Genomic DNA, 11,802 nt, shown 5'->3' with positions numbered 1-11,802 from the left:
ACATCTCCCTCTCGAAGGGTGTCCGTGTCCGTTGTGTCCCAGGCCACAGCTCATCAGACCCAGGGGTCCGGTGACAAGGCCCGACCAAAAATTGGTTTAGACCTGTAGGGGTCGCCGCTTCTCGACCCCGTTTTACGGTGGCCGGAGGCCGACCCCTGGATCGACCCAGGGGTCATCCGTACCCACGGACACGGAGCGGACGGAGTTCAGCCGGTGTAACGCCTTTCACATCCCCGCCCGCCGCCGCGAGACATCCGGGAGGCGTCGCGCCGGTTCAGGCCGGCACGCCCGCCTCTCCCACATGACCGAACAACTCGCCGTCGCCCGAGGCCGCCTCGGTGAGCAGGTACGTCTGTGCCTCACCCACGTGGAAATACAGCCCGTGCAGCTCCAACGCCCCGCTCCGCAGGGCCTGGGTCACCGACTCGTGCGCCCGTAGGTGCTCCAACTGCTGGACCACATTGGTCAGGCAGAGCTGCTCGACCGCGTCCACCGGCGCCCGCCCGGCCAGTCGGGCGCGGGGACGGCCGCCGTCTGCCATCCGCTCCAGGCTCGGCACACCGTGCCGCAGCCACCGTTGCAACGGTGTCCGCGCGCCGCCCGGTTCGGTGTCGAGCAGTGCCTGCATGGCGCCGCATCCGGAGTGCCCGCACACCGTGATGGACCGCACCTTCAGCACGTCCACCGCGTACTCGATCGCGGCCGCCACCGAGTCGTCCCCGCTCTCCTCACCGGGCGGCGGCACGAGGTTGCCGACGTTGCGCACCACGAAGAGGTCGCCCGGACCGCTGGAGGTGATCATCGACGTGACCAGCCGGGAGTCGGCGCAGGTGAGGAAGAGCTGGGTGGGCCGCTGCCCCTCCCGGGCCAGCCGCGCCAGCTCACCCCTCACCAGCGGTGCGGTGTTGCGCTGGAACGCGCTGATGCCACGTACCAGTTGATGCCCACCCGGCTCGACGGACGCCCCTGGCTGCCTTTCCTCGCCCGGCTGACCCGGCTGACCCGGCTGACCCGGCTGACCCGGCTGACCCGGCTGACCCGGCTGGCCCGGCTGACCCGGCTGACCCGGCTGGCCCGGCTGGCCCGGCCGCTTCGGCTCTCTTGGCCTGGCTGACTCGGCGGACTCTGTCGTCTCCCTCTTTCTCTCTCCTCTCCCCTGGGCAGTTTCGGGCGCCCCTGCCGCTGTCGCTTCCGCTGGACGTGCTGCGTCGGTCGACTCCGCAGGCTGCGCCGCCAGTGATGTCGGTGTCGGTGTCGATGCCTGGGGTGTCTGCGGGGTCTGCGGGGTTTGTGTCGTTTCCCGTGGTACTTCGCACTGGTGGTTGCGCCACGGCGTCCAGGGACGGCAGCGGCAGTCGGCGATCGGGCCCTCGCCGGTGCGAACGTGATCGAGGGCTGCGGGAGCGGCCGAGCCACCTTCGCCGGTGTCGAGGTCGGCGCCGGTGCCGGTGTCGAGGCCGGTTCTGGTGCCGGTGCCGGTACGGCTGCGGGAGCCGACGCTTGCCTCGGTTTCCGCCTCGGTTTCCGCCTCGACATCGGTACCGGTGTCGAGGCCCGTTCTGGAGCGGCGGCCGGTCAGCTCGACGGAGCCGCCCCGGGCGGTGTGTGTCTTCTGCCAGTCCTGTAGGGCCTCGTACGCCGCGTGGTCCATGAAGGAGCCGTCCAACTCGACGACGACATGGGTGGCTTGGGGTACGAGATGCAGGATGCGGCTCAGCCGTGGCACGGCGAGGAACGTCAACTGGCCTCTTACGTGTACGTGATGGACTCCCTCCTCCTCGTGGTGTGTGATCCGGGTGCGGGCGAGGCGGTGCAGGGCGACGGCGACAGCCACGGCGATGCCGAGCGTCACGCCCTCCAGGACGCCGAGGACGACCACGCCGAGGGTGGTGACGGCGTACACCAGCACCTCACGGTGGCGGGTCACCGTGCGAATGTGGTGCAGGGACACCATCTGGATGCCGACGGCCATCACCAGGGCGGCGAGTGAGGCGAGCGGGATGAGATCCAGGATCGGGACCATCAGCAGCGCGGCGACTACTACGAGAACGCCGTGCAGCATCGTCGAGTTCCGGCTCACGGCACCGGCTTGGACATTTGCCGAACTGCGCACGGCCACGCCCGCCACCGGCAGCCCGCCGAGTGCTCCGGAGACGATGTTGGCCGCGCCCTGGCCCAGCAGCTCGCGGTCCAGATCGGAGCGGCCGACACGGGTGGAGCGGGCGCTGAGCAGGTCCGGCCGCGAGGCGATCAGTTTGTCCACGGCGACCGCGCCGAGCAGCGACTGCACGCTGCACACCAGAGTGGTGGTGAGGACGGCGGCCATGAGTCCGAGCACCGGTCCCTCGGGCAGCCCCGCCAGCGCGTGACTGCTCCAGGACGGCAGGTCCACCTTGGGCAGGGTGAGGCCCGCGAGCGCGGCGATGGCGGTGGCACCGGTGACGGCGACGAGCGCGGCGGGCACTCTCTGCACCAGGCGGCCCACCCGGCCGGGGATACGTGGCCAGAGCAGCAGCAGGGTCAGAGTCAGCGCGCTCACGGCCACGGCCGCCGGCTGCAGTCCGGCCAACTGGGCGGGCAGAGCGCGGAGATTGTCGAGGACCGAGCTCTGGGGGGTGCCGCCGAGGACGACGTGCAGTTGGGCGACGGCGATGGTGACGCCGATGCCGGCGAGCATGCCGTGCACGATGGCGGGGCTGACGGCGAGGGCGGTGCGCGCCACGCGCAGACAGCCGAGACCCAGCTGGGCGAGTCCGGCGAGGACGGTGATGGCGCATGTCGTCCGCCAGCCGTAACGCTGGATGAGGTCGGCGGTGACCACGGTCAGGCCGGCCGCGGGGCCGCTGACCTGGAGCGGCGCACCGCCGACCCACCCGGCGACGATCCCGCCGACGGCGGCGGCGACGAGACCGGCCTGGAGGGGCGCGCCGGTGGCGAGGGCGATGCCGAGGGACAGGGGCAGGGCGATCAGGAAGACCGCGATCGAGGCGGACACGTCCGCGCCCGCGATGCGGAAGCGGCGGTGCGGGGCCGGTGGGGGGCTGTGGGTCGGGTGGATGCGCTCGGTGCGCTTCGAGTGGTCGGTGCGGGTGGGGGCGCAGGCGGACATGGTTCCCGTCTCCTCCGGGGCAGCGCGGTCGCGGAACATGTGGTCCCCCGGTTGGGGCGGGGGCGGTCGCGGCCGTGGGTCACGGCGTGCAGCGGCGGGATGAAAATCAACGCTCGGTAAACAGATCGTAATGCAGAGTAAAGGCCAAGCATGGATTTTTGCGGCAAATGGGGCAGGTAATCACCTCCAAGAGTGAAGTGGCCTTTTTATCGGCTTGTCGTACTAATTCCTTCTCGACTCCATGCGACCTTGACGGCGCTGCCGGCTCGTCCCGGCGCGTCACCAGAGAACGCCCTCGTCCGGCGTTGGCCGAGAGAAGGAAGAAGGTGGGCGGAAGATGGCCGCCACCCAGAGGATCGCCGCGGGCGCAGTGGTCGCCGCGGCTGTCGCCGCATCGCTCGCCGGTTGCGCGACGGGAACCGGGGGTTCCCAGGGTTCCGGGGAGGGGGTGCCGGGCCCGCAGAAGGCCAAGCCGGCACCCGCCGCCCCCAAGAGTGTCGTCCGCCTGATCGGCGACGGCTCCACCGCGTACACCGGGGCGCAGCCCCACCTGCCCCGCCCCGAGCGGCTGAAGCCGGGCCAGAAGCCGCCGCAGTTCGTGGTCTTCTCCTGGGACGGCGCGGGCGAGGACAGCCAGAAGCTGTTCTCGCACTTCCGCCAGGTGTCCAAGGCCAACCACGCGACGATGACGTACTTCCTCAGCGGCGTGTACATGCTGCCGGAGGAGAAGGCCGACCTGTACCGGCCGCCGCAGCACTCGCCGGGCCGTTCCGACATCGGCTTCAACGACGAGCAGGGCATCGCCGACACCGTGAAGCAGCTACGTCTGGCGTGGCTGGAGGGCAACGAGATCGGCACCCACTTCAACGGCCACTTCTGCGGCAAGAACGGTGGCGTCGGTGAGTGGTCGATCGAGGAGTGGAAGGACGAGATCGACCAGGCCAAGCGGTTCGTGAGGACCTGGAAGACCAACACCGGCATGAAGAACGCGGCTCCGCTGCCCTTCGACTACGACAAGGAACTCATCGGCGCCCGTACCCCCTGCCTCGAGGGCCAGAAGAACTTCATGAAGGCCGCCCGCGAGCTGGGCTTCCGCTACGACACCAGTGGCGTCAACAACCAGGTGTGGCCCGGCAAGAAGCAGGGCCTGTGGGACCTGTCGATGCAGCTCGTGCCGTTCCCCGGCCACTCCTACGAGCAGCTCACCATGGACTACAACTTCATGGTCAACCAGTCCGGCAGCACCAGTCAGGGTGACCCCGACAAGCACGCGTTCTGGGGGCGCCAGATGCGTGACGGCCTGCTCAAGGGCTTCGACCGGGCCTACTACGGCAACCGCGCACCGCTGATCATCGGCAACCACTTCGAGTCCTGGAACGGCGGCACGTACATGCGCGCCGTCGAGGAGGTCGTCGAGAACGTCTGCAACAAGCCGGACGTGCGCTGTGTGTCCTTCCGTCAGCTCGCCGACTGGCTGGACGCCCAGGACCCGAAGGTCGTGGCCAAGCTGCGCACGCTGGAGGTCGGCGAGTCCCCGAAGCCCGGCTGGGCGTCCTTCCTGTCCGGCAGCCCGGCACCGGCCCCGAAGGGCGTGCCCGGGGCTCCGGCGGTCAGGCAGTAGGCACCCAGCCCGACGGGCGCCGCAGCCAGGTGGTGACCCGGCGGCAACCTTCACCGACAGGGCCCGTCACACAGGATCCGTCACGCGGAGGTTGCCGCACGGGGGCCATCACACGAAGGCCATGACACGGAGGCCATCGCACGGAAGCCGTCACACGGAGGCTGTGAGGCTTTCGCCGAGGACGAATCCGGGGTCGACCTGCGCCGCCAGGTCGACCCCGGTCCGTTCATTGCCCCAGGACTCGGCGTTCTTCAGATGGAAGTGCACCATCTGCCGTGTGTAGCGCTCCCAGTCGCGCCTTTCGTACGCCGAGTCGACGGTCGTCCGCAGCAGGCGCAGGGCCTGGCGGTTGGTGTCCTCCAGGAGCTCGAACCGGGGCGGTCGGCCCTTCTCCATGGCGCGCACCCAGTCCGAGTGGCCGACCGTCACGAGCAGGTCGTCCCCTACCTCGGCCCGCAGGAAGTCGACGTCGTCCTGGCCCTGCACCTTGTTGCCGACGACCTTCAGCTCGACGCCGAAGTCGCGGGCGTACTCCTTGTACTGGCGATAGACGGAGACTCCCTTCCGGGTCGGTTCGGCGACGAGGAACGTGATGTCGAAGCGGGTGAACATGCCGGAGGCGAAGGAGTCCGAGCCGGCGGTCATGTCGACCACGACGTACTCGTCAGGCCCGTCCACCAGGTGGTTCAGGCACAGTTCCACCGCTCCCGTCTTGGAGTGGTAGCAGGAGACCCCCAGGTCGGCGTCCGTGAAAGGGCCCGTGACCATCAAACGGACGGCGCCGCCGTCGAGTTCCACCGGCCGCGCGCAGGCGTCGTACACCGGGTTGTTCTCGCGCACCCGCAGCAGCCGGGAACCCTCACCGGGCGGTGTTGTCTTGATCATCGTCTCGGTGGAGACGACACGGGGGTTGGAGCCGCGCAGGTAGTCCTTGATCAGCGGCAGCCGGTCGCCCATCGCGGGCAGCTCGGCAGCCTCCGCCTCGTCGAGGCCGAGAGCGGGCCCCAGGTGCTGGTTGATGTCCGCGTCGACCGCGACCACGGGCCCGCCGTCGGCGACGAGGTGGCGGATGAACAGGGAGGACAGGGTGGTCTTGCCACTGCCACCCTTCCCGACGAAAGCAATTTTCATGTTCACCAAGGGTAGTGCGGTGATTGCTGTACGTGGCAGGCGTGCGTGAAGAAGACCACTCCTTCGTGGGGTGCCCGCGCGCGTTGCGTAGTGTCGTACTCATGAGTACGACAGGCGCGTCCGCCGATCCGCTCGCGGCCCTGGGCTCCCTGCCCGGTGTGGCCGAGTCCGTGGAGACCATGCGCAAGGCCGTGGACCGGGTCTACGGCCACCGTGTCATGCGTCGCCGCAGCACCGAGATCACCTCCGAGGCCGCGCTGCGCGGCGCCCGCGGCTCGGCGGCCCTGTCCGGCGCGGACTGGGCACTGGAAGAGGTGCGTCGGCGCACCGACTTCGGCGCCGACGACGAGGCGCGCGTCATGGGTGCGGCTCTGCGGCTGTCCGCCGAGGCGGGCCAGTTGCTGTCCATCTGGCGGCAGTCGCCGCTGCGGGTGCTGGCGCGGCTGCATCTGGTGGCCGCGGCGACGAGCGACGACGAGGTCGGCCGTCCGCGACAGGCCGGTGAGAAGGTCGACGAGCCGCTGATCGAGCTGCCACTGCCGAGTGCCACCGAAGTGGCCGGCCGTCTTGAGGGGCTGTCCGAGCTGATCATCGCGGGAGGCTCCGCGCCCGCCCTGGTGACGGCCTCCGTCGTTCATGGCGAGCTGCTGGCCCTGCGTCCCTTCACCTCCCACAACGGCCTGGTCGCGCGGGCCGCCGAGCGCATCGTCCTGATCGGCAGCGGCCTCGACCCCAAGTCGGTCTGCCCGGCCGAGGTCGGGCACGCCGAGCTGGGGCGGGCGGCCTATCTGGCGGCCCTGGACGGCTACGTCTCCGGCACCCCGGACGGCATGGCGTCCTGGATCGCGCACTGCGGCAGGGCGGTCGAGCTGGGCGCCCGCGAGTCGACGGCGGTGTGCGAGGCGCTGCAGCGCGGGGCGGCGTGAGCCCCACGCGCGCGTGAGACGCGGGTATGCAAAGGGCCCCCTCGCGGGGGCCTTGCAAAGGGTTGCGGCGGTACGAGTTCTCGTACCGCCGCTGGCATGCTCACCCGGTTACCAAGCGTCCTCGATGTATTGCCCATCAGGCCGGGAACTTTGCCCGTGACCTGGTGCGGCTGGCCCGTAATCGACGGGTCGACGTCGCGTGGGTGCCCAGTGGTCATGCGCGGTCCGTGGGGCCAAATGCGTTATTAAGGTGATCCTCTCGGATGTCCTTGGTCTCGCGGGCCGTTAAGTCCTTTGTACTCCTGGACCCCAGCAAGTGGAAGTGCTGGCACCAGTTCTTTGCTTTTGCTCCCAAACGGGTTTTAAACGGGCGTCCCTGAAGGGTGGGGGGCCGCCCCCGCGCGCGGGAGCGGCTTCAGACGGCCGCCGCCCGGCGTCGGTTCGCGTACCAGACGAGGCCCGCGGTGGCCGCCGCCGCTCCTATGGCCGCGGCCGCGACGAGCGCGGGGCGGGGCGGCACGGAGAACGACGGAATCCGCTGCTTGAGGCGCACCGGCCGATGGAAGTCGAGAATCGGCCACCCGCGTGCGACGGCCTCGCGTCGCAGGGCCCGGTCCGGGTTCACGGCGTGCGGGTGCCCGACCGCCTTCAGCATCGGCAGGTCGGTCGCCGAGTCGCTGTAGGCGTAACAGCGCGAGAGGTCGTACCCCTCGGACCCGGCCAACTCCTTGACCGCCTCCGCCTTCGTCGGGCCGTAGGCGTAGTACTCCACCTCGCCGGTGAAGCAACCGTCCTCGCCGACGACCATGCGGGTGGCGACCACGCGGTCCGCGCCGAGCAGTTCGCCGATCGGCTCGACCACCTCGGCGCCCGATGTGGACACGATCACCACGTCACGGCCGGCCGTGTGGTGTTCCTCGATCAGGGAGGCGGCCTCGTCGTAGATCAGCGGGTCGATCAGGTCATGAAGGGTCTCGGCCACGATCTCCTTCACCTGTTGGACGTTCCAGCCGCGCACGAGGGCGGACAGGTACTCGCGGGTCCGTTCCATCTGGTCGTGGTCCATACCGCCCACGAGGAAGACGAACTGGGCGTATGCGGTCCGCAGGGCCGCCCTGCGGTTGATCAGACCGCCTTGGTAGAAGGACTTGCTGAACGTGAGCGTGCTCGACTTCGCAATGACCGTCTTGTCCAGGTCAAAGAAGGCCGCTGTGCGGGGCAAGGAGTGGTTTTCCACAACCATGAGCATAGGGGCAGCCCATTCGGCGTAAGGTGGGCGTGTGGGTTTGCCTGAGAAGGCTCTCGGGTACACCATGGAAGTCACGGATCGTTCGCGACCGTGCTAACGCGGTCCGACTCCTCCCCCCCCGAGTCGGCCGTGAAGGCGACCCCCGCTCTCCCCCCCGGCGGGGGTCGTCGCATGTCCGGGCGGGTTTTTCAGTTCTGAACGCGGCCAGTGAGCCGCATCGAGGCGGCCGCGGCCGCCTCTTTTGTTTCCCTCCCTCCGTCACTGTACGTAGTCGTCGGACTCCTCTGCGGAAGTCGCACAGCAGATGGTGCGGGGCTCACCGGTATGGGTGACAGCGATATTCACAACCACCCGCTCGTCCACAGTTTTCCACCAAGATCCACACGATTTCCGGGCCCACTGCACCGTGATTCCAACGCGTCCGCTCCGGGCCGGCTTCACACGGCCGGTTCCGATTGCCGGGGGCGTTCGGCCGGATTCTGTCGGCCGTTCATATGGAGACCGGCTGCCGGTTCTCCACACGTTTGGGAATCGCGGGACCGCAGCGACTGCGCGCCCCGCAGCGAAGGGGGATGGAAATCGTGACCGGAGCCGTCACACACGACCCGCCGCCCACCACCGGAGGCGGACCGGGCAAACCACTGATCGTCACGGAGGACGCGGGACTCCTCGACGACCTGCTGCGCCTGTGCGCCGCCGCCGGCGCCACACCGGAGGTGCACCACTCGGTGCCGGAACGCCGGGGGAGCTGGGAGTCGGCGCCACTTGTCCTGGTCGGCGACGACGCGGCACGCCGTGTCCGCGGGGCCGCCCGCAGGCGCGGAGTGGTCCTCGTCGGCCGCGACCAGGACGACTCCGGGGTGTGGCAGCGCGCCGTGGAGATCGGCGCCGACCACGTCCTGATGCTGCCCGACGGCGAACAGTGGCTGGTCGACCGCATTGCCGACGTCGCCGAAGGCGTCGGACGGCCCGCCCTCACCGTCGGCGTCATCGGCGGACGCGGCGGCGCCGGAGCCTCCACGCTCGCGTGCGCCCTCGCCGTCACCTCCGCGCGAGAAGGGCTGCGCACCCTTCTGGTCGACGCCGATCCCCTCGGCGGCGGACTCGACGTCCTCCTGGGCGGCGAGAGCACGGAAGGTCTGCGCTGGCCCGCGTTCGCCGCCTCACGCGGGAGGGTCGGCGGCAGCGCCCTGGAGGAGTCGCTGCCCAGGCTGCACTCGTTGCGGGTGCTCAGCTGGGACCGGGGCGACTGCGTGGCCATCGCGCCCCAGGCCGTGCGCGCGGTGCTGGCGGCGGCCCGGCGCCGGGGCGGCACGGTCGTCGTCGACCTCCCGCGCCGCATCGACGACGGCGTCGCCGAGATCCTCGCCCAGCTCGACCTCGGGCTCCTCGTGGTCCCCGCCGAACTGCGCGCCGTCGCGGCCGGCAAGCGCGTGGCCTCCGCCGTCGGCATGGTGCTGCGCGACCTGCGGGTGGCGGTGCGCGGCCCCTATGCGCCGGGACTCGACGACAGCGAGGTGGCCCGACTGCTCGGCCTGCCGTTGGCCGGCGAGGTGCCCGTCGAATCGGGGCTGCTGCGCCCGGACGGCGGCAAGTCACCGCCGGGCGCGACCCCTCGCGGGCCGCTCGCGCGCTTCTGCAAGGAGTTCTGGGAGCGCGCGCTCACCGAGGCGGGTGGCCCATGAGCACGCCGGCCGGCCTCGAACGGGCGAAGGCGACGGGGACGCTTCTCGACGGCGTACGGCAGTGGCTCGCCGACAGCGGCGCCGAACCGACACCCGCGCGCGTGGCGCAGGCGCTGCGCGAACAGGGGCGGGTCCTCGGCGACGCGGAGGTCCTCGGCGCGGCCGAGCATCTGCGGTCCGAGCTGATCGGCAGCGGACCTCTGGAACCCCTGCTCACCGACCCAAGGGTGACCGACGTACTGGTGTCCGCTCCGGACCGGGTCTGGGTCGACCGGGGCGGCGGTCTGGAGCTCACCGGCGTCTCCTTCCCGGACGCCGCGGCCGTACGGCGCCTCGCGCAGCGTCTGGCCGCCGTGGCCGGACGGCGCCTGGACGACGCGCGCCCCTGGGTCGACGCTCGGCTGCCCGACGGGACGCGACTGCACGCGGTGCTGCCCCCGGTCGCCGTCGGCTGCACCTGTCTGTCGCTGCGCGTCGTACGGCCCCGGGCGTTCACGCTCGGCGAGCTGGTGGCCGCGGGCACGGTGCCGCCGGGCGGCGACAGGGTGCTGCGGGATCTGATGCGGGCACGGCTGTCCTTCCTGGTCAGCGGTGGCACCGGCAGCGGCAAGACGACCCTGCTGAGCGCGCTGCTGGGCCTGGTCGGGCCGGGGGAGCGGATCGTGCTCGCCGAGGACTCGGCGGAGCTGCGACCGGATCACCCGCACGTCGTCCGCCTGGAGACCAGACCCGCCAATCAGGAGGGCGCTGGGCTCGTCACCCTCGAGGACCTGGTGCGGCAGGCCCTGCGGATGCGGCCCGACCGGATGGTCGTGGGGGAGGTGCGCGGGCCGGAGGTCGTCAACCTCCTGGCCGCGCTCAACACGGGCCACGAGGGCGGCTGCGGGACCGTTCACGCCAATGCCGCCGCGGATGTCCCCGCCCGGCTCGAGGCGCTCGGCACGGCGGCCGGGCTCGACCGGACCGCGTTGCACAGCCAGTTGGCGGCGGCCCTGTCGGTGGTCCTGCACCTCGTACGCGATCCCGCCGGGCGGCGGCGGATCGCCGAGGTGCACGTGCTGGAGCGGGACCCGTCCGGGCTGGTCCGGACCGTGCCGGCACTGCGATGGCGGGCGGACGCCTTCGCCTACGAGCGGGGATGGGAGCGGCTGCGGGAGTTGCTGCGGGGCGAGGCGAGTGAAGGGAGGTGCGGGCGTGATGCGTGAGATGCCGATGGCTGCGGCCGTGGCCTGTGCCGGAGCGGCGGCCTGGCTGATGGGCGGACCGTACTCAGGAGCCAGACGGGCGCAGTTGCTCCTGGCCGGCGGCGGGGTGGCCGGCGGCGGGCCCCCGCCATGGCGGCAGCTCACCGGCGAGCTCCGGAAGCTCCGGGGACGCTGGCGACCCGAATGGTGGGCACCGGTCGCCGGACTGATCCTGGCGCTGCTGGGCGGTTCGGTGCTGCCGGTGGTCGCGGGCGCGGCCGGGGTACCGCTGCTGCGCCGAGCGCGGCAGGCCGCCGAGACCCGGCGGGCGGGGGAGCGCCGAGGCGACGCGGTGATCGCGCTGTGCGCGGCGCTGGCCGGGGAGGTGCTTGCCGGCCGGCAGCCGGGGGAGGCGCTGCGGCGGGCCGCGCAGGACTCCGGAGGACTGGGTGCGGCGCAGCCCTCCGTGTTGGCGGCGGCACGGTTCGGCGGCGACGTGCCCAAGGCTCTCGCGGTCGCCGCCCGGCAACCGGGTGCCGACGGCCTGCTGGGACTTGCCGCGTGCTGGCGGGTGGCCGTGGACCAGGGCGCCGGTCTCGCCGCCGGACTCGACCGGCTGGAGGCGGCGTTACGTGCGGAGCGCGATCAGCGTGCCGACCTGCGGGCTCAGTTGGCCGGTCCGCGCGCCACGGTGGTGATGCTCGCCGGTTTGCCGGTCCTGGGCCTTCTGCTGGGCGCCGCGCTCGGAGCGGACCCGCTGCACGTCCTGCTGCACACCGGAGCGGGGCTGGGCTGCCTGCTCGTCGGCGGAGTGCTGGAGGGCGTGGGGATGTGGTGGGCGCTGCGGATCGTCCGCCACGCGGAAGCGAAGTGAGCGTGACGAGAGGCGAGAGGGAG

General features: G+C 71.1%; 8 protein-coding genes. 5 read left to right on the top strand and 3 right to left on the bottom strand.

The window, feature by feature from the left end; translation table 11 throughout:
• Positions 1-274: 274 nt before the first annotated feature.
• A complete protein-coding gene (locus OHU34_RS19090; protein WP_405767394.1) occupies positions 275-3,109 on the bottom strand; it encodes a bifunctional SulP family inorganic anion transporter/carbonic anhydrase in 2,835 nt (944 codons plus the stop codon).
• Between the two features lie 337 nt (positions 3,110-3,446).
• Here OHU34_RS19090 and OHU34_RS19085 point away from each other — a divergent pair, with 337 nt between their 5' ends.
• Entirely contained in the window at positions 3,447-4,730 is a 1,284-nt protein-coding gene (locus OHU34_RS19085) for a hypothetical protein (protein WP_405767392.1), read from the top strand.
• A 150-nt stretch (positions 4,731-4,880) separates the two neighbouring features.
• On the opposite strand, the gene OHU34_RS19080 is transcribed toward OHU34_RS19085, so the two are convergent.
• On the bottom strand, positions 4,881-5,861 hold the full coding sequence (locus tag OHU34_RS19080) for an ATP-binding protein (protein ID WP_405767390.1): 981 nt from the start codon (positions 5,859-5,861) through the stop codon (positions 4,881-4,883).
• 101 nt (positions 5,862-5,962) lie between these two features.
• Between OHU34_RS19080 and OHU34_RS19075 the strand changes: the two genes are divergently transcribed.
• The gene (locus OHU34_RS19075) at positions 5,963-6,787 is read left to right on the top strand and encodes an oxidoreductase (protein ID WP_405767388.1); all 825 of its coding nucleotides are present in this window, start codon (positions 5,963-5,965) and stop codon (positions 6,785-6,787) included.
• Between the two features lie 415 nt (positions 6,788-7,202).
• Here the strand turns inward: OHU34_RS19075 and OHU34_RS19070 are convergent, their stop codons facing one another.
• Positions 7,203-8,036 carry an HAD family phosphatase gene (locus tag OHU34_RS19070; RefSeq protein WP_142265497.1) on the bottom strand — a complete coding sequence of 278 codons (834 nt, stop codon included), beginning with the start codon at positions 8,034-8,036 and terminating at the stop codon, positions 7,203-7,205.
• 572 nt (positions 8,037-8,608) lie between these two features.
• Between OHU34_RS19070 and ssd the strand changes: the two genes are divergently transcribed.
• From ssd to OHU34_RS19055, 3 genes are read left to right on the top strand one after another with little or no spacing between them, the layout of a single operon-like run.
• The gene (gene ssd / locus OHU34_RS19065; protein WP_142265498.1) at positions 8,609-9,721 is read left to right on the top strand and encodes a septum site-determining protein Ssd; all 1,113 of its coding nucleotides are present in this window, start codon (positions 8,609-8,611) and stop codon (positions 9,719-9,721) included.
• A complete protein-coding gene (locus tag OHU34_RS19060; RefSeq protein WP_142265499.1) occupies positions 9,718-10,926 on the top strand; it encodes a TadA family conjugal transfer-associated ATPase in 1,209 nt (402 codons plus the stop codon). Before ssd ends, OHU34_RS19060 begins: the two co-directional genes overlap by 4 nt.
• Positions 10,919-11,779 carry a type II secretion system F family protein gene (locus OHU34_RS19055; protein ID WP_372481719.1) on the top strand — a complete coding sequence of 287 codons (861 nt, stop codon included), beginning with the start codon at positions 10,919-10,921 and terminating at the stop codon, positions 11,777-11,779. The genes OHU34_RS19060 and OHU34_RS19055 overlap by 8 nt, the downstream gene beginning before the upstream one ends.
• Positions 11,780-11,802 lie beyond the last annotated feature (23 nt).

It is taken from the genome of Streptomyces sp. NBC_00080, from assembly GCF_045041255.1.
GTDB classification, from domain to species: Bacteria; Actinomycetota; Actinomycetes; order Streptomycetales; family Streptomycetaceae; genus Streptomyces; species Streptomyces coriariae.
The sequence above is the reverse complement of the archived record's forward strand: the minus strand, read 5'-3'. Positions and strand labels throughout refer to the sequence as shown.

Bases quoted from the DNA above. Each gene is read 5' to 3' on its own strand.
- OHU34_RS19075 (WP_405767388.1), top strand. From the start codon at position 5,963: ATGAGTACGACAGGCGCGTCCGCCGATCCGCTCGCGGCCCTGGGCTCC.
- OHU34_RS19070 (WP_142265497.1), bottom strand. From the start codon at position 8,036: ATGCTCATGGTTGTGGAAAACCACTCCTTGCCCCGCACAGCGGCCTTC.
- OHU34_RS19085 (WP_405767392.1), top strand. From the start codon at position 3,447: ATGGCCGCCACCCAGAGGATCGCCGCGGGCGCAGTGGTCGCCGCGGCT.
- OHU34_RS19055 (WP_372481719.1), top strand. From the start codon at position 10,919: ATGCGTGAGATGCCGATGGCTGCGGCCGTGGCCTGTGCCGGAGCGGCG.
- OHU34_RS19080 (WP_405767390.1), bottom strand. From the start codon at position 5,861: ATGAAAATTGCTTTCGTCGGGAAGGGTGGCAGTGGCAAGACCACCCTG.
- ssd (WP_142265498.1), top strand. From the start codon at position 8,609: ATGGAAATCGTGACCGGAGCCGTCACACACGACCCGCCGCCCACCACC.
- OHU34_RS19090 (WP_405767394.1), bottom strand. From the start codon at position 3,109: ATGTCCGCCTGCGCCCCCACCCGCACCGACCACTCGAAGCGCACCGAG.
- OHU34_RS19060 (WP_142265499.1), top strand. From the start codon at position 9,718: ATGAGCACGCCGGCCGGCCTCGAACGGGCGAAGGCGACGGGGACGCTT.